At 48.5% G+C, this 17,486-nt stretch carries 17 protein-coding genes; 14 read left to right on the forward strand and 3 right to left on the reverse strand.

Going from position 1 to position 17,486, the window contains the following annotated elements:
* Positions 1-32 precede the first annotated feature (32 nt).
* Positions 33-1,373 carry a DUF4255 domain-containing protein gene (locus NG796_RS07445; RefSeq protein ID WP_261205270.1) on the reverse strand — a complete coding sequence of 447 codons (1,341 nt, stop codon included), beginning with the start codon at positions 1,371-1,373 and terminating at the stop codon, positions 33-35.
* 519 nt (positions 1,374-1,892) lie between these two features.
* On the opposite strand from NG796_RS07445, the gene NG796_RS07450 reads away from it, so the two are divergent.
* From NG796_RS07450 to NG796_RS07460, 3 genes are all read left to right on the forward strand, one after another.
* On the forward strand, positions 1,893-2,969 hold the full coding sequence (locus NG796_RS07450; RefSeq protein WP_261205271.1) for a class I SAM-dependent methyltransferase: 1,077 nt from the start codon (positions 1,893-1,895) through the stop codon (positions 2,967-2,969).
* A gap of 71 nt (positions 2,970-3,040) precedes the next feature.
* Complete coding sequence (locus NG796_RS07455) at positions 3,041-4,147, forward strand: class I SAM-dependent methyltransferase (RefSeq protein ID WP_261205272.1); 1,107 nt, start codon at positions 3,041-3,043, stop codon at positions 4,145-4,147.
* Positions 4,148-4,169: 22 nt separating this feature from the next.
* Complete coding sequence (locus NG796_RS07460; protein ID WP_261205273.1) at positions 4,170-5,243, forward strand: class I SAM-dependent methyltransferase; 1,074 nt, start codon at positions 4,170-4,172, stop codon at positions 5,241-5,243.
* Between the two features lie 201 nt (positions 5,244-5,444).
* Here the strand turns inward: NG796_RS07460 and NG796_RS07465 are convergent, their stop codons facing one another.
* Both NG796_RS07465 and NG796_RS07470 read right to left on the reverse strand, forming a co-directional pair.
* The gene (locus NG796_RS07465; protein ID WP_261205275.1) at positions 5,445-6,122 is read right to left on the reverse strand and encodes a response regulator; all 678 of its coding nucleotides are present in this window, start codon (positions 6,120-6,122) and stop codon (positions 5,445-5,447) included.
* Between the two features lie 190 nt (positions 6,123-6,312).
* The gene (locus NG796_RS07470; protein WP_261205276.1) at positions 6,313-7,644 is read right to left on the reverse strand and encodes a sensor histidine kinase; all 1,332 of its coding nucleotides are present in this window, start codon (positions 7,642-7,644) and stop codon (positions 6,313-6,315) included.
* Between the two features lie 198 nt (positions 7,645-7,842).
* Between NG796_RS07470 and NG796_RS07475 the strand changes: the two genes are divergently transcribed.
* From NG796_RS07475 to NG796_RS07525, 11 genes are all read left to right on the forward strand, one after another.
* Positions 7,843-8,349, forward strand: a complete 507-nt coding sequence (locus NG796_RS07475) for a DUF4255 domain-containing protein (RefSeq protein WP_261205277.1) — start codon at positions 7,843-7,845, stop codon at positions 8,347-8,349.
* A gap of 112 nt (positions 8,350-8,461) precedes the next feature.
* The gene (locus NG796_RS07480; RefSeq protein WP_261205278.1) at positions 8,462-10,186 is read left to right on the forward strand and encodes a phage tail sheath family protein; all 1,725 of its coding nucleotides are present in this window, start codon (positions 8,462-8,464) and stop codon (positions 10,184-10,186) included.
* Between the two features lie 139 nt (positions 10,187-10,325).
* A complete protein-coding gene (locus NG796_RS07485) occupies positions 10,326-10,799 on the forward strand; it encodes a phage tail protein (protein WP_261205279.1) in 474 nt (157 codons plus the stop codon).
* Positions 10,800-10,894: 95 nt separating this feature from the next.
* Entirely contained in the window at positions 10,895-11,377 is a 483-nt protein-coding gene (locus tag NG796_RS07490; protein ID WP_261205280.1) for a phage tail protein, read from the forward strand.
* 159 nt (positions 11,378-11,536) lie between these two features.
* Complete coding sequence (locus tag NG796_RS07495) at positions 11,537-12,028, forward strand: phage tail protein (protein ID WP_261205281.1); 492 nt, start codon at positions 11,537-11,539, stop codon at positions 12,026-12,028.
* A 21-nt stretch (positions 12,029-12,049) separates the two neighbouring features.
* On the forward strand, positions 12,050-12,400 hold the full coding sequence (locus NG796_RS07500; protein ID WP_411268791.1) for a hypothetical protein: 351 nt from the start codon (positions 12,050-12,052) through the stop codon (positions 12,398-12,400).
* A 13-nt stretch (positions 12,401-12,413) separates the two neighbouring features.
* Positions 12,414-12,779 carry a hypothetical protein gene (locus NG796_RS07505; protein WP_261205283.1) on the forward strand — a complete coding sequence of 122 codons (366 nt, stop codon included), beginning with the start codon at positions 12,414-12,416 and terminating at the stop codon, positions 12,777-12,779.
* Positions 12,764-12,889 carry a DUF6760 family protein gene (locus NG796_RS07510; protein ID WP_261205284.1) on the forward strand — a complete coding sequence of 42 codons (126 nt, stop codon included), beginning with the start codon at positions 12,764-12,766 and terminating at the stop codon, positions 12,887-12,889. Before NG796_RS07505 ends, NG796_RS07510 begins: the two co-directional genes overlap by 16 nt.
* Before the next feature lie 354 nt (positions 12,890-13,243).
* Positions 13,244-13,993: a DUF928 domain-containing protein gene (locus tag NG796_RS07515; protein ID WP_261205285.1), complete on the forward strand. Its 750-nt coding sequence runs from the start codon at positions 13,244-13,246 to the stop codon at positions 13,991-13,993.
* Between the two features lie 23 nt (positions 13,994-14,016).
* Positions 14,017-16,263 (forward strand): adenylate/guanylate cyclase domain-containing protein, encoded by a 2,247-nt coding sequence (locus tag NG796_RS07520; protein WP_261205286.1) that lies wholly within the window; start codon positions 14,017-14,019, stop codon positions 16,261-16,263.
* A 67-nt stretch (positions 16,264-16,330) separates the two neighbouring features.
* Positions 16,331-17,131: an MBL fold metallo-hydrolase gene (locus NG796_RS07525; protein ID WP_261205287.1), complete on the forward strand. Its 801-nt coding sequence runs from the start codon at positions 16,331-16,333 to the stop codon at positions 17,129-17,131.
* The last annotated feature ends 355 nt before the right edge of the window (positions 17,132-17,486 follow it).

Consider the following 17,486-nt stretch of genomic DNA (forward strand, 5'->3'; position numbering starts at 1 on the left):
AAATCACAACAATTAAACCTTAAAAATCTCCCTCATCGAATTACCATTTTAGGCTCCGTATAACGATTAAAATTAGGACTATTGGGATCTGAATCTACATTCAGGATACTTTCCGCCCCATCTACCTGTAACCGCACCAAATACTCACCCGGTTTCACATTTTTCACCGGAATGGTCACCACCATGCCATCCCGATGACGGTTAGGGGCTTCAAACATATAAGCAGCCGGATTCTGGATTGATTTTTCATTTAAAACTAAGACAATCCGTTGATGTTTGCCCAGGGTTAGATTGACCCGGACCTTAATCTCTGCGGAACGAACATCTTCGTCCTTTCCTTCTAATTTAGAAACCGTTACTTTTGTGACCACTGGACGTAAAATAAACGGAATGGCATTGGATTCTAAACTTTGGGAAAATACGATGGGTTTAGATAAGGTTTGGGTTGCGGTTTCATGGGTATATTCTCCCCGCCATCCATTACCATTTTCTGACCGAGATTCCGTTGAAATATGATGAATGACTTGCAAACTCTGTACTCCCGCTTTTAGCGAATTATCCGGAGTTGAAGAAAGGGGAACTAATAGTTCTGTTTCACTGACGGATTGGGGAGTAATTTCTAAACCACTAATCCTCACGGTTGTCTGTTTACTGTTGAAGTTTTTGCCGCGAATCAGTAGGGTACTATTAGCGAGAATGGGGTCAAATTTTCCCGAACGAGAGACCACTTGTTCTACCAGGGGACGATTGAAAAAGGGAATAACACCACTGAGGGCGCGTTCGCGCACAGGTAACGCTCGGTAAGCGGATTCTTCACCTTCAATCATCACGACTGTTGCTTTATATACCAAAGAAATACTATAAGGTGTTTGAAAAAAGACTGACCAAACTTTCGATAAATCTTCTAAAGATAAATCCATCGGACTAAAGGAAATTTCTTCGGTTTGGTCGGCCAAATTGGAATCAATTAAATAGGGATAGCTAGAATCAGCCAAGGTTTCGTAAATGGTGTCTCGGGTTAAGGTAGTGCGATCGCTCAAAATTTTGACCACACTACCTAATAGCCGTTGTGGCTCTAATTCCGTTTCATTGCCGTAGAAACTGAGAATATAATGCAAATCTAATGCGGTCCGAGATTTCTTCGCCCCAGCATCCCGGGTACTTCGCATCCGCACTTCCGCATTCTTTTGCCACACGGGATTAAGGGAGACTTGATACATATAAAGGTTAACCCCCTTTTCAGGAGTGCCGCTGCCTAAATTATTGGGCCGAACGGTGGTGACTCTTGCCCCATCTAAATCTAATTGAACAGAAGACTGTAACATCCGTTGTAAACAGGCAGTCACGGTGGCAATAGCCAGATAATTGCTCATAATTATTATGCACTCTGGGCTGATACTAAAATGAGGATTGAGTCTAAATAGATTGTAGCTGCAAAATTTTCAGTCTGAGCGGTTCGATCGCCATTGGGTGAATCAGGCTAAACTCATCAGATTGAGTTTAACATAACGGCTGGTGAGATTTTTGAGGAAAATAACAGCGGAATTTTCTGACGATAACCGATTCAGAGGTCAAGGCTGACAAAACTTAAGCAAAGTTTAAATTTTATCCATTCTGGGAAAATTGAGCTAAACTTTTCAGGGATACGGGGGTGTCAGATTAATTGAGAAAAATGTGCCAATTGAGAGGCGATCGCCCCTGGGTAGTCTCAGCTTAAAACCTGTAAGTTGTTGCGGATTTAATCGATACCTGGACGAGGAGGCAGTTCCTCCAATGGGTGCGTTCCCCGGCTAACTCAGGGAACGAGGAACGGATTCAGAATCACTCCAAAGGAGGCGATCGCACCCCGTCCACCCGACTGTTGACCCAGAGACTTTAAAATTTATCACCCCATGACATCGGCAAATACTAACCCCTCGACTGCTTCTGTGCCCGTGATCACAGACCCTGATGTACTCTTACAAGCGATGCTGACCAGTTTTAACCAAAGACTGGAAACCGTGGGCGAATTGATTATGCCCGGAGTTCCAGCAATGGCAGAGTATTACCGTCATCGAATTGGGTCCCTATTCGATAGTTTGGCGATCCCGTTCAAAGAAGCGGAACGAAATCAACTCTATCAAATCCTGGACAAAAAATTAGAAGAGGGATTTGCTTTATCCCCCCATGCGCGCCTTCGACTGAAGTACCATCCGGCAGAACCCCCAAAAACCGGATTAACCTTTGAATTTTCCGTCTCTGTCTTATCGGATATTGAGGAATATCAGGAGTGGATGAACCAGAACGAACAACCCTGGTTTGGCATGACTCCCGATGCGAAAGTTCTGGATATTGCCCAGGTCATAGAAGACCCCAAAACTGCCTCAATCTTGGATATCGGGGCCGCAACCGGACGGAATACGCTGGCCCTAGCGCAACGGGGTCATTCCGTGGATGCTTTGGAATTAATCCCTCCCTATTGCGATCGCCTCCAACAGATTGCCGAACAAACTGGATTACCGATCACGGTAACTCCCGGAGAGATATTTGACCCCCTCGTCCGAATGCCCTTGGGACAATATCAACTGGCGATCGCCACCGAAACCCTTCCCCTGTTTTGCTTTGATCGCGATCGCCTCCGTCTGTTTCTCGTCAAAATGTGCGATGTCCTCCAAACCGGCGGTTTGGTACTCTTTAGCCTCTTTCTCGCCGCCGAAGACTATGAACCGGATCTAGTCACCCGCCAGATGTCGCAAGTCCATTGGTCCTGCCTGTTCACGCGATCGGACCTCGCCCAGGCAATGGCCGGATTGCCCCTAGAACTGATCTCCGATGAGTCCTGGGTCAACTATGAACAAACCCATCGCCCTCAAGAAACATGGCCTCCCCATGAATCCTTTGTCAACTGGGCAACCGGACGGGAATTATTACTCACCCCCCCAGACCAAACCGCGATGGAATTGCGCTGGATACTCTGCAAACGCTTGTAACTCCCTATCCCATCCTCATATTCCGACCTCATAATAGTTTTTTCCCACTCAGATCCAGTGCGATTGATACTGTGCAAACCCTTGTAAATCCCCTTGCCATCATGTATTCCGAACCCGTAATAGATTCTCCCACCCCTAAAAACCAGCCCTTGACCGACCCCCCCACCCTGCAACCGGGACCCCTTGCCCAACTCCAGCATCGATTTCAAGGGCGGGGTCAAATCATCATGCCTTGTATCCCTGCCCTCTTGGAACATTACCTCAACTCCATTGCCCAACTCTTGAACGCCCTCGGGCAAACCCTGGATTATGACGGGGTAACTCACCTCTCCCAAAGTCTATGGCGAAAACTGCAAGAGGGATTTGAAACTTCCCCTCATGCCAAAATCATCCTCACCTACGAACCCCAACCCCATGACAGTTCGCAGTTAAAATTCCAAGTCTCTTTGTTGACTCCTTCCCTAGGGGAAGAATATCAAAAGTGGGTCAACACCAAAGAACCGCCGCTATTTGGGGCCTATCCTGATGCTAAGGTGACTGCCATTGCTGCCCAATTTGACAATCCCGCCCATGCCGCGATCGTAGATATTGGGGCCGGGACGGGTCGTAATAGCATTCCCCTCGCCCAACGGGGTCATCCTGTGGATGCCGTAGAACTCGCCCCCATCTTCATCCAGGACCTACAGGCAGCCGCCGATCGCCAAAACTTACCCCTGCGAGTCATCCCCGGGAACATCCTCGATCGCCCCCTCAAACTGCCTCCCGCCTATTACCAACTGGCGATCGTCTCCGAAGTCATCTCCCATTTTCGCGACCCCTCCGAACTGCGCCTCTTACTCGCCAAACTCAGTGACGCCGTACTTCCCGGCGGATTCATCTTATTCAACCTCTTCCTCCCCCTTCCAGACTACCAACCCGATCGCCTCGTCGTAGAACTCTCCCAATCCTCCTGGTGCACGCTGTTTACCCGGGCCGAACTTGCCACCGCAATGGAGAATCTCCCCCTAAAACTGGTATCCGACGAATCCGCCTTTGAATACGAACGGGACCACCTTCCCGCCTCCGCATGGCCCCCCACCAGTTGGTATCCCACCTGGTCCCAAGGCCGAAATATGTTCCATCTCCCCAACGCCTTCCCCCCCATCGAATTACGCTGGATTCTCTGCCGCCGTTTGTAACCCCTCCACCCCTCTAACCCAGATGTTCCCTAGCGAAATCCCCTCTTTTGCCGTTCCCTGCGAACCCATCCCCCACCCTGTACCCCAGATACAGCAGAAACACTTCAAACAACTGCAAAGCCAGTTTCAAGCCAGAGGCGAAATCCTGTTTCCCTGTGTTCCCGAGTTGTTACAACTGTATCTGGATCAGATCACCGCCTTGTTTAGCAGTCTCAACAGTGTCATCGAACCCACCACCCTCGCCAAACTGCCCAAAGAACTAGAAAATCAGTTAATCTCTGGATTTGCCACCTCTCCCCATTCCAAATTAATTCTCACTTACGAACCGAGTCCCCGGGGAGTGACCCTACAACTCAAGCCCTTTATTTCCTCCGTTGCCGATCAGTACCACGATTGGGTAAAACTGCGCGAACCCCCCTTATTTGGCACCCATCCCGATGCCAAAGTCATGGCAATCGCTGCCCAATTTGCCGATCGCACCAATTCCCCCCTCTTAGATATCGGGGCGGGAACGGGTAGAAATACCTTTCCCTTGGCCCAACAGGGTTATCCCGTCGATGCAGTGGAGTTAACCCCTGCTTTTGTCGAACAAATCCAAAAAGCCGCACAAGCACAGAAACTGCCCGTCCGAGGGATTTTGGGGGATATCCTCGATCGCCAACTCAAGCTACAACCCGCTTATTATCAAGGGGTGATACTCTGTGAAGTAATTGCCTCCCATTTTGGGTCCGTCGATCGCCTCCGCCTATTGTTCGCCCGAATTTGTGATACCTTACGTCCGGGGGGTTTATTATTATTTAGTCTGTTCTTAGCCGTAGATGACTATGAACCCGACAACCTCACCCGAGAACTCTCCCAAGTCACTTGGTCCTGTATTTTTACTCGATCCGAACTCGCCGCAGCGATGGAGAGATTGCCTCTAACCCTCTTATCCGATGAGTCCGTTGTAGAATACGAACGGGAACATCTCCCAACCGCTGCATGGCCCCCAACGGGATGGTTTATCAAATGGTGTCAGGGTGAAAATTTATTTCCCTTACAGAACCTAGGGAAACCCCCGATGGAGTTGCGGTGGATTCTCTGTCAACGGCGGTAATTGCCCTAAAATGCCCATAAACTGGGGGTCGGAAAGTATTTAAAAACCAAATTATCTCACAATGTATCTAACTTAGGGTTAGGCGAGAAACTCGGTTTTTGCATTGTTTCAGGGAATTAGAAGCCGGGTTTCTGGGTTTACCTGTATCACTTCACTCAAATTTAGGCCAGAAACCCGGTTTTTGAATAGTTTCCGGGGAGATTAACTCGCAACTAATCCGACTTTTAAAGCTTTGACGATCGCCTGAGTGCGACTGCTGACGCCCAGCTTTTCAAAAATAGCTGTTAAGTGAGCTTTAACTGTTGCAACCGTAACGTAAAGGTGACGGGCGATTTCTTCATTGGAAGCCCCTTGGACCAACCATTCTAACACTTCCCGTTCGCGATCGGTTAACCGGATAGTTTTACACCCTTGCAAAGAATGACCGGAGTAAAAATGAAAGATGCGGAAAAAGCTCGTTGCCACCTCGGGGGCTAAATAAACTTCATCCTTCAAGACTGTAGTTATGGCATCCCAGAGTTGTTTGGCTACATACTCTTTAAACACATACCCCCTTGCCCCCGCTTGCATCGCCCTAAATACCGCTTCATCTTCATGATGGGCTGATAAGACAATCGCCTTCCCTTGAAAAGACTGTTCCCGCAATCGTAGCAATGCTTCAATCCCATCCGTTTGAGCTAATTCTAAATCCATTAGAATTAAAGCCGGATGTTGTTGGGACGTCACCTTTAAGGCTTGATCTACAGAAGCTGCCTCCCCAACCACATCCATCCTAAACAAACCGTTATTATTATAAAAACTGAGCAGTGTTTTTAATCCCTGACGAAAGATGGGATCGTCATCAACCAGTAGAATTGAGACTAACTGAGGTGTTGTCATGGTTTTACATCTGCCTCTTAAAAACGATAGAATAAATGTTGACAAATCTAGGAAGTTAAAAAGTGATAAGCTTAAATTCCAATTCATTGAAAGAAGCCGCAATCAAAGGAGAAATTCTTCCACAACAAAGCCTATTTTTGAGGAAAATACCTGATCTAAAACTCTCACAATTTCCATCGAATTAAAATTCTTAATCCGATTGAGGATGACGGGGCAAGGTAAAAGAAAAGAGCGCCCCACCTTCCGGATGATTTTGCGCCCAAATGCTGCCCTGATGGTCAAGAATAATTTTTTTAGCGATGGGTAACCCCAATCCAGTTCCCCCAGGTCGGCGGGTATAAAACGGGGTAAATGCCTCTTGGAGGTCTTCTCGGGAAAGACCGGGACCGCGATCGCTTAGGGAGACCAGCACTTCATTATAAAAAACTCGCCACTCACAAATAATCCGGCTACCGAGGGGACTAAAGGCGATCGCATTATGCAAAAGATTCTCGAAAACTTGTTTAATTTGCCACCGATCTAGGGGTAGCATCACCGAAGTTTCAGAAGCCTCAACCTTGATCTCTTTTTCCTGCAATCGCGGTTGCATCAATTTGAGAGTTTCTTCGACAATCTGGCGTAAATCATGGTGTTGTTCCGGCAATTTCTGGGCGGGTTTTGCGCAATTGAGTAACTGGGTTAAGTTAGCACTCAATTCACTCACCGATTCCCGAATCACTGCTGCTTGTTCTTGAAAAGGTCCCGTTGGTAATCCCCGAAAAAGGGTTTCCGCATAAAGGTTAATTAAGGCTAGAGAATTCCGCAGTTGATGTTCTGCCTTATGGAGAGATTGCCGCAGTAATTGAAGTTCAGAAGATTGGTGGTGGGATGCAGCTGCACCCTGGAGATAATGGTGGAGCATTTGCATCTGTTGTTCGACAAATTCCACCTGCAAAGGAGACAGAGATTCAGCAGTCCATAACAGGAGATAGGAACAGGGTTGAGCTAGGTCAGAAGCGGGATGATTCTGAGAAGAGGTTATCCGATCAGCCGATCCAGAGCGATCGCCCGGGGAAACAATTCCGGTGGGGACGCGTTCTGAGAACCCCCCCACATCCGAATCTATCTCCTGCCGACACTTGCTGGAACCGGCATCAGCCAAGGAAGGGAGGGGGTAAACATAATAGGCATTGAGTTGACAGAGGTGAGCAACCGGCAACTCATGGGGTAACCAAACCTCAGACTTTAGGTAAGATAACTCACCCTCATTAAATTCAGGGCGATCGGCCCTCGCTTCACCCACCCAACGTCGAGGGTGTCCCGCCTCAAAATCCGGGTAAACAATCCAAGCACCGACCAAAGGCAGATAGCCGATCATCTGCTGAATCTGTTTGCGGCAGACTGACTCAATAGTTAGGGATTGCGATCGCCAAGGAGTGGGGTGAGTCAAGGGTCTGGTCTCTCCTAAGGAGAATTCCGCGATCGCGGAGTTAGAAAGCACTTCAGCGCGAGAGAAAAACATTCCAAGACGCAACGGTTCCATACCTACTCTTCTTTGTAGTCGGGTCTGTTTAGGGATAGTCTCAATCCCCGATAGGAGGATAATCAAACCTACCTTAACCTCAGATTCCGAGAAATCCTAAAATTCCACACAAATTTTAAAATTTCGACCAAAGTCTAATAACCAGAGTCCATCAACCTCATTAATCTATAAGCTGTAGCTGCCTAATCACCCAGGTTTATGATTCCTGCTGTTGCCCAGACCTTAGCAGAAATCCTGGCAGGCGGGACCTCAGCGATCAGTATGGAGCAAATTGATTTCAATTCTCCCAATCCCGAGCTGAATCATCACGCTCCGAGGCTCAACCTCTACTGCTACGACGTTCGGGAAAACCCCCAAATGCAAATCTCCCATAGACAGACCGACCCCTCAACCATTTGGTTTGATGTCTCGTTTCTGATCACAGCGTGGGATAAAACAGCCCTAGGGGAGCAGCATCTCTTGTCAGAAGCCCTGACAGTTCTCCTCCCGTACCATTGTTTACCGTCCGAACGTTTAGCTCCAGCCTTGCAAGGCAAGGGAACTGTACCGATGAGGATTTCTGCGGATGGGCTGAGTGAAATTGCAGCAATGTGGATCGCATTAGGAGTCCCCCTACGGCCCGGGTTGTATCTAACGGTAACCGTTCCGTTCACCAGCCAAACCGAACCCGCTATGAAGGAAATTGCTTTTACCTCGTCTCAATAAAAAGGCGTTAGCAAACTAACCGTGTTGTTGCGGAGGCTCGCACCAACCTAAAGCACTCATGTTTGCTAACCATTGTAGATCTAACTATCTATTAATTGGAGAACAACCACTCATGCCCTTGGATTATTTTGCTCCTGGCGTCTATGTTGAAGAAGTAGACCGAGGTAGTCGCCCGATCGAAGGCGTCAGTCTCAGCGTTCCTGGCTTTATCGGCTTTACTGAAGATGTCCGTGGTGATGCGGAAGTCTTTCAACCCATGATGGTCACCACCTGGGATCAATACCTAGAGTATTTTGGGAAACCGGGCTCTGATGGGTTTACCGACTTCGATGCGTACCTCCCCTTTGCCGTTTATGGATGGTTCTTAAATGGCGGGGGTCGCTGTTGGGTGAGCAGTATTGGGACCAAACTCCCCGGTTCCGAAGCGCCACCGCCGGAAAAAACCGCCACAAAATTGCTCACTTCCTCCGGTCGTCCCGCCTTATTGTTCAACCTCAAAGGAGCAGCAGGAGAAACCGAAGATGGCGAAGCGCCAGCACTTCCGGCAGCCACTGGACGGGTAACGGTCAAAGTCGAAAGCAGTACCCCGAAGCCGCCAGAAGATGAAGATGCCGAGCCACCCATTGATGATGGTCAATTCTTCAAAGTTACCGTCAAACGGGGGGATACGGTAGTTGAGACCTACGATAACCTGACCATGAAAGAAGACGTAGAGGCCGAGTTAGGCAGCTATGTCGTCACCGCCTTGCAGGAATCCGAGGCGATCGATATCAGTATCCCCGAAGGTCTAGGAGCCATCTCACCTCTCTCCAAGCGGCCCCTCAATGGGACCTACGAAGTTGCCCCGCCGCCCCCCTTCATTCAAGACCCCGATCGCCTGCCGCGAGAACTCCAAGGCAAGCGCGACGATCGCACCGGCGTCCAAGGGATCTTTGAAATTGACGACGTAGCCATGATCGCCTGTCCCGACCTGATGCGCGTCTATCAAGAAGGACTCATGGACATCGACCAGGTACATGGTGTCATGGAAATGATGGTGAGTATGTGTGAAAACTCTGCTCCCAGTCCCCCCTTCCGCATGGTCGTCCTTGATCCCCCCCCGATTAAACCGGGAAAAAATGAGAACCGCGCCGTTGCTCCCGAACAGCAAAAGCCCCAAGATGTAGCCAAATGGTTACGCGAAGGATTTAACCGCCGGTCCATGTTTGCCGCCCTTTACTATCCCTGGATCAAAGTCGCGAACCCCCGCAACGGCGGTCGTCCCATCGCCATTCCCCCCTGTGGGCACATGATGGGCGTCTGGTGTCGCACCGATGAAACCCGAGGTCTGTTCAAAGCCCCCGCCAACGATACACCCCGGGGCGTCATTGGTCTGGCTTACGAAACCAACTTCCGGGAACAAGAACTGTTAAACCCCTTGGGGATCAACTGTATCCGGAACTTCTCCAACTACAATCGTGGCATTAAAATCTGGGGCGCACGCACCCTAGCCGAACCTGATAATATCCAATGGCGGTATATTCCCGTGCGTCGGATGATGAGCTATATCGAGAAATCCATTGAAATTGGCACTCAGTGGGTCGTGTTTGAACCCAACGATTCCACCCTCTGGGGACGAGTCACCCGCACCGTTTCCAGCTTCCTAGAAGGGCTCTGGCGTCAGGGTGCATTGGTGGGCGGTACCGCCGGAGAATCTTTCTTTGTCAAGTGCGATGGCGAACTCAACACCGCCGACACCATGATGATGGGTCGTTTGTACATCGAAGTGGGAGTCGCCCCAGTGCGACCAGCGGAATTCGTGATCTTCCGCATCAGCCAATGGGCACCGGGCCAATAATTTCCAGTCCCCTGATGGTGAGTCAGTCATTATTAGTCATGATCTGTGTTGCTCGGAGTTAATCCCCAGCAACCTTATGGCTGATAATGACTGAAACCCAACTGTTTTCACTCAGTTTTAAGGTTCAAGGAGTAAACCCATGACAGATCTGTTTGTAATTTCTTCAAATAGGTTTTCTTTTACATACGGGGGAAAAGAATTCCCTCTCCTCAAAATTAGTGGCATTGATGTCCAAGCTAAAACCGCCGGACACAAATCCCCGATCGCCTCGGGAAAAAATGCCCAAATGTTCCGGCAAACTGTTTCAACTGGATACTATAATAACCAAAATATTACCATTGAAGCAGTCCTTCAAGATGGCAACAAAGACCTTTATGATATTTTCAAAAAAGGCTTACCAGCCACTTATGGAGGCGATGGAAAATGGAGCAGTAATTTTACCGATGCGGCAATTACTATCTTTGACCCAGACGCGAAAGAAGTCTTAACCTATAACCTCAAAAGCTGTCAAATGGTCAGCTATGAAGTCAGTGAATTTAATGTCAGTGGCGACCAATTTCTGACCGAAAAATTTGAACTGAATGTAGAAAGTGTCGAACGGAAGCAGGGTTAGGGGGATAAATTTTGGCCGCCTCAAGCCAGCGTTTTTTGGAAAAATAGTGCCTTGTTTTGGGAAAGTAATTAGGGAAAGAACAAAGGAGTAGTACAATGCCAGTCGATAAGGAACCACTTTCTCAGGCTAGATATGAATTTGCCGCCGATGGGTTGGGCAAAGATTTATTGGTGGAATCAGTTTCGGGAGTGAAAATGAGCATTCCTGTAACCAATGCTGATGGTGCATTTGGGGTAAAATCCGGCAGTAAAGTGAATCGTCAAGCTGCACCCTCTGCTGTAGAATCCAGCGATGTCACTGTCACCTTCGTTACCTCTAGTAAAGACCCTAAAGCGGTTTCCAAGTGGTTTTATGATTCCCACTCAACGCCAGACTTAGGCGGTGCGACGGGAACCAAAGGCAAAACCGATCAGGCAACCTTGACGGTGTTCAAGCAAGATGGATCACCCTCCGCAACCTGGACCTTTAAAGGGGTGATGCCGATGACTTATAAAATGTCGGAGTTAGATGCGGCGGGAAATCAGTCCCTTAAAGAAACCATCACATTTTGTTATGAATATGTGGAACGCACGAAATAAGCGCGTTTCCTAAAAGAGGGATGGACAGTCAACCGAGAGGGATTGCCCCTCCCTCGGGGAGTCTGACCTCTGTTTGCTGGTTCCATCAGCGATCGCCACCTGAAATGCACCCCTCCCATCAGCTAACCGCGATGCAACTCGTTTGCCGGAGATCGAACCGTGCTTGAAGTGCCTCAATTAATTGCTACCTCGCGATTTTACCTAGAACTGCACCTGAAAGATAGTGTCGAAACGATCGATGCTTACTTTATGGAATGTAAGGGGTTTAAAACCAGTCAGGAAATCATTGAAATCTGCGAAGTTACCCCCCAAATGTGGGGTAAAGACGGTAAATCCCGAGGGCGGATAATCCAGACTAAAATTCCGGGGAATATCACCTATACCAACTTAACTCTCCTTCGAGGTCTAACGGTTTCCATGACCGTTTGGAATTGGTTGGAGGCGATACAACAAGGATCTTGGGCCGCAGAACGGCGAGATGGGTCTTTAACTCTGTATGATCAAGGCGCACAGGCTCAAGTTAGATTTGAGTTTAAACGGGCATGGCCGGTGAGCTATTCTATTTCTGATGTCAGTGTCAGTAGCGGTGAGTTGGAAATAGAAGAACTAGAAGTGGTCGTAGAAGAGTTAAAACGGGTTAAGGTGGTGTAAAAGTAGGGCTAATTCAGCATGATTCAGACCGAGTTTGAATTTACATTACCCAAAGGGTATCTCGATAGTGAAGGCAACTTGCACCGTCAAGGGGTAATGCGTTTATCCCGGGCGATCGATGAAATTGCTCCCCTGCGAGACCCTCGGGTTAAATCGAATCCGGCATACGCTACGGTGATTATTTTATCGCGGGTGATTACCCGCTTGGGTGCTTTAGAACAAGTCACTCCCTTGGCGATCGAAAATTTATTTGCCGTAGACTTAAATTATCTTCAAACCTTTTATCGTCAAATTAACGAACTGGAAACTCAGGGGGATTTAGACACAGAACCCCTATCACCTCCAGCCCTCCCGGGACCCTCCTACTCATGAATCAGGTGATGCCATGAATCGGGAAACGATACCTCACAGCCAGTTTACATTTACCCTTCCTGTGGGAGTGGTGGATGGGGAGGGGAGTCTGCATCGAGAAGGGGTAATGCGCAGGGTGACGGGTCAGGATGAAATCTGGGTGAGCAAAGACCCTCAGACTCAAGAAAATCCCGCTTATCGAATCATTTCCCTGCTCTCTCGGGTGATTACCCATGTAGGCGGCTTTTCATCCGTGACGCCAGAGTTACTAGAACAACTGTTTTTAAGGGATTTTCTTTATTTACGAGAGTTTTATACCCAAATTAATCGGTCTGGCGTGGAGGGAATGACGTTGGGGGAGTTCAAAGCTACCCCTTGGAGCAATTGTACCAAGAGGTAGCGACGATCGCCTTTCACTTTCACTGGTCCTTAGATGAAATCCTATCTCTGGAACATGGGGAACGACGGCGTTGGATTGCCCTAATCGCTCAATTGAAGCAGATGCCCTAACCAGAGATGGAACCGTGGGGGAAATAACTTGTCAAGGGAGGACAGGAAGCAGCGTAAAACCGGATCAAACTAAGGGGGAACAAGAATCTAAAAATGACAGCGGTGCGATCGCGAATCCTTAAAGCGCGCCCCTACCCAGGCAGGGTTGAAAATAAGTCCCGGAACATCCGGCTACTTTTCAATTGATACTCAACTGCTTGCTTCAAATCACATCCGGTTTTTAAAATTCGGAAGTATGATAGCGGTAGAGCATAATTTGACCTTAACTGTCAATTTTTCCAGATTCTTTTCCACTTTTAGTATCTTGTTTTGAGTTGCTCATCGTTCAATTGTTGATGCGGAGGTTTTACTATCATGCGATCGCCGAAATTGATTCACTTAATGGGTATCCTGGCTATGGTCCTCTCTCCGGCTTGGGTCACCCTTTCCGGACTCTCCTCCGTCCGCGCCCAATCTCAGCCCGGAGAACTCCTTGCCCTGAATTTCCCTTCTGCACCCCGTAACCTGGGCGGTCCCCGCAGTACCGCTGGGGGAGGAGTCCGAGGCAATGGGAATGACAGTTGTATCGAGGGTGAATCTCCCTTAACTCCCTTAATGCCAACTCATGATATTGTCAAAACCGTCACGCCCAACCCAGAATTTTTCATGTATGTCCCGAAAAATAGCGCAGATTCGGGAGAATTTGTGATTGTTGATGGGAATGGCAATGACGTTTATCTATCTACCTTTGAGCTATCCGAGGCCCCGGGTGTGGTCAAGGTGAGCCTCCCTGCCAATACCGGCTTGGAAATGGGTAAAGTCTATGACTGGCAGTTTAGTCTAATCTGCGATCCCTCAGACCGCCAAGCTGATGTCTTCGTGCAGGGTCAAATCGAACCGACCGAACTCACCGAGGAAATGCAAACTCAACTGGACCAAGCCCAGCCCCTGGATCAGGTGCAACTGTATGTGGACCAAAGCTTATGGAACGAAGCGGTGAGCCTGCTGGCCCAATTCCGTAATTCTAATCCCACGGAGTGGCAAGGACTGTTAAAATATGTCGGCTTAGAAAACATTGCTTCGGAACCTCTGCCCATCCAAACCATTGGAACATCGCAGAATTAACACAACTTAAGGAATAAGCCGTGATGTGGAATCAATTAAAACGGCAAGTTTGGGAATGGCGCGGGGTCTGGATTGCTGCTCCGTCAGTAACGTTAGCCGTAATCCTCCTACGCTTTATGGGTGTACTACAGCCTTGGGAATGGGCCGTTTATGATCTCTATATGAGAGGGCGGCCCACGGAACCTCCAGACAGCCGAATTGCCATTGTCGGCATTAATGAAGCCGATGTACGGGAATTAGGTCAAGCGATCATTCCCGATCGCGTTTATGCGGCAGTCATCGAAAATCTTAAAGCCATGAATCCTCGGGCGATCGGCTTAGATGTCTATCGAGATCAGCCCGTTGAACCCGGTCATGCGGCCCTGCGTCAGGTCTTTGAATCAACACCGAATCTGGTGGGCATTCAAAAAGTGATTGGGGACCGCGATCGCGAGACCATTGCACCCCCTCCCGGCTTAGAATATGCCGGTTCCAATGACATGGTTTTGGATGAAGATCAGGTTTTGCGCCGGGGGCTGGTGATGGTGAGTGATGAAGATGAAAACATCATTCCCAGTTTTAGTTTATATCTAGCCGGTCTCTATCTCGAAGCCGAAGGAATCGCCCCGGAAGCGATTGAGAATAGCGAATCCTGGAAATTTGGGAACCAAGTTTTCTCGCGCTTTGAACCGAATGATGGGGGCTATGTGGGCGCAGATAATGGGGGCTATCAGGTCCTCTTAAATTATGCCGGTCCCAGTCGGCATTTTGAGACCGTTTCCCTGATGGATATCCTCAGAAATCGACTGCCTCAAGACTGGGGACGCGATCGCATTATCTTGATTGGAGCCGTTGGGGAAAGCTATCAAGACTTATTTTTCACCCCCTACACCAAAGAAGCGGGCAACCGCATGGCAGGGGTGGAAGTTCACGCCAATGTGATCAGCCAGATGGTTACTGCTGCCGTGGACGATCGCCCGTTAATTAAAACCATCCCTGAACCTTACGAATGGCTGTGGATTTTCTTCTGGGGGAGTCTGGGGGCATTTCTAATTTGGAAATGGCGCTATGTTGGGGGTGCAGGATGGCTCTCCTTTCAACGTACGGCAGCAGCGGTGTTGTCCGCAGCCGCCCTAGTGGGAATTACCTACGGCGCATTTGTGTTGGGGTGGTGGATTCCCGTGGTGCCTCCCGCTTTAGCCTTACTCGGTTCTGCTACGGCGATCGTGGCTTACGTTGCCCGCACTGCTGGAGATATCCGCAAAACCTTTGGTCGCTATCTCACCGATCAAGTCGTCGCCAATTTACTTGAAAATCCAGAAGGATTAAAAATGGGCGGCGAACGGCGGAAACTGACGATTTTCACCTCGGATTTACGCGGATTTACGGCGCTTTCGGAACGATTGCCCCCAGAAGAAGTGGTCAAAATTCTTAACTTTTATCTGGGTTATATGGCCGATGTAATTACCTCTTACCAGGGAACTATTGATGAGTTTATGGGAGATGGGATCTTAGTGCTATTTGGTGCCCCCACCTCCCGACCCGATGATGCCAAAAGGGCGATCGCCTGCGGAATTTCCATGCAATTAGCCATGCGTCATGTCAATGCTAAAGTGGTGGAATGGGGATTACCCGAACTGGAAATGGGAATTGGCATCAATACCGGAGAAGTCGTCGTCGGCAATATCGGCTCAGAAAAACGCACTAAATACGGAGTCGTCGGCAGTCAGGTTAACTTAACCTACCGGATTGAATCTTATACAACGGGAGGGCAAATTCTGATTTCTGAGCAAACTCTCCTTGATGCCGGAGGCGAGGAAGTCGTCCAAATTGAGAGTAAACGTGAGGTGATGCCTAAAGGGGTCAAAGAGCCGCTCATGATTTACGATGTGAGCGGGATTAAAGAACCTTATCATATCTCCCTCATCAGGGAAGAAGAGGTCTTTTTACCCCTGAGCGAAAAAATCCCGATTCAATATACCATTTTGGAAGGCAAGCATATCAGCGAAACCCGCTTACTGGGTCATTTAGTCCAACTTTCGGCCAAAGGCGCTCAAGTGAGAACCGAACCGGGAGCCGGGGATATTATCCCCGTGGGATTGAGCAATCTCAAGCTCAATTTATTGGAGACTAATTCAGAGGAAAGTCGGGAAGATATTTATGCCAAGGTCCTGGAAAAACCAGCAACTGAACCCCATTGCTTTTACATTCAGTTTACAGCAAAACCCCCAGCAGTGGCGGCTCACTTGGAACAAGTGTATAAGTCACTTCAGGCAGTCGCTCCGTCTTAAGTGAGAGTTTTATATTCTCCACCGTTGAGAGCGATCGCCTTTGTTTAAATGACATTAGAGGACTCTTATGAAATTAACCTTTTTAGGTTCTGGATCGGCTTTCACCGTAGGAGCCAATAATTATCAATCGAACGTTCTGTTAGAGAGCGATCGCGGAACTAAACTCCTGATTGATTGTGGTTCTGACATTCGCTTTTCTCTCCATGAAGCGGGATATTCTCATCTGGATATCACCGATATTTACATCAGCCATTTGCATTCGGATCATGCCGGAGGATTGGAATATATTTCCTTTACTACCAAATTTGACCCCCGATGCCAAAGACCCCGCCTTTATATCAGTAAAGAAATAGCCAATGACCTTTGGGCAAATACCCTCTCCGGAGGTCTCCGTTCCATCCAAGGCGATGTCACAGAATTAGAGACGTTTTTTGAGGTAGAAAAGGTTCCCCGCAAGGGACATTTTATCTGGGAAAATATCCAATTTAATTTGGTTAAAGTCATCCATATTAACAATGGATACTTTATCATGCCCAGCTATGGATTGTTCTTTGAACTGGAAGGAAAGCAAATCTTTTTCAGCACTGATACCCAATTATGTCGGGAAGAAATTTGGGAATATTATGAGCAAGCTGACCTAATTTTTCAGGATTGCGAAACCTCTCAATTCCCCACCACGGTTCATGCTCATTACAATGAATTAGTCGCGTTACCCGACACCATCAAAAATAAAATGTGGTTGTATGGGTATCAACCCGGACCCCTTCCAGATGCGGCACAAGATGGATTCCTGGGGTTTGTTCAACGGGGACAGCAATTTGAATTTGCACTCTCTCCCGTACCCGTCGAGACAATCGTTACCGTCTGATTCCCTAGAGCAACATTAGACGAACTGCATCCTTGCAGGGCGATCGCCCTTAACCCTCCTTGCTACAAGGGGGGCTTTTTTAGTTGATGGCCCTTCGTCGATTGTCCCCTGGATCAACCCCCTGTAACCCGCCCTGAGAATTTGTGGAACCTAGAACGATGGACAGCAGACTAAGGAAAGGACTTTGAACAACCTCCGGAATTCTGACCTAATTCCTGATCACAGTAGAAGAATCGGAGCAAAATGGGAGAACCCGACTCGCTTCCCGATAGAGATAACACCAACAGCTCACCCCTCCCTGAAACCGAACCCTAGGGCGATCGCGGACTGATAGTTCAGATCAGGACGAAGCGCT

The organism is Laspinema sp. D2d, assembly GCF_025370755.1.
Taxonomy (GTDB): domain Bacteria; phylum Cyanobacteriota; class Cyanobacteriia; order Cyanobacteriales; family Laspinemataceae; genus Laspinema.

Coding starts and splice junctions, on each gene's coding strand:
- NG796_RS07490 (WP_261205280.1), top strand. CDS start 10,895: ATGCCAGTCGATAAGGAACCACTTTCTCAGGCTAGATATGAATTTGCC.
- NG796_RS07525 (WP_261205287.1), top strand. CDS start 16,331: ATGAAATTAACCTTTTTAGGTTCTGGATCGGCTTTCACCGTAGGAGCC.
- NG796_RS07465 (WP_261205275.1), bottom strand. CDS start 6,122: ATGACAACACCTCAGTTAGTCTCAATTCTACTGGTTGATGACGATCCC.
- NG796_RS07480 (WP_261205278.1), top strand. CDS start 8,462: ATGCCCTTGGATTATTTTGCTCCTGGCGTCTATGTTGAAGAAGTAGAC.
- NG796_RS07445 (WP_261205270.1), bottom strand. CDS start 1,373: ATGAGCAATTATCTGGCTATTGCCACCGTGACTGCCTGTTTACAACGG.
- NG796_RS07470 (WP_261205276.1), bottom strand. CDS start 7,644: ATGGAACCGTTGCGTCTTGGAATGTTTTTCTCTCGCGCTGAAGTGCTT.
- NG796_RS07520 (WP_261205286.1), top strand. CDS start 14,017: ATGTGGAATCAATTAAAACGGCAAGTTTGGGAATGGCGCGGGGTCTGG.
- NG796_RS07450 (WP_261205271.1), top strand. CDS start 1,893: ATGACATCGGCAAATACTAACCCCTCGACTGCTTCTGTGCCCGTGATC.
- NG796_RS07475 (WP_261205277.1), top strand. CDS start 7,843: ATGATTCCTGCTGTTGCCCAGACCTTAGCAGAAATCCTGGCAGGCGGG.
- NG796_RS07460 (WP_261205273.1), top strand. CDS start 4,170: ATGTTCCCTAGCGAAATCCCCTCTTTTGCCGTTCCCTGCGAACCCATC.
- NG796_RS07515 (WP_261205285.1), top strand. CDS start 13,244: ATGCGATCGCCGAAATTGATTCACTTAATGGGTATCCTGGCTATGGTC.
- NG796_RS07485 (WP_261205279.1), top strand. CDS start 10,326: ATGACAGATCTGTTTGTAATTTCTTCAAATAGGTTTTCTTTTACATAC.
- NG796_RS07505 (WP_261205283.1), top strand. CDS start 12,414: ATGAATCGGGAAACGATACCTCACAGCCAGTTTACATTTACCCTTCCT.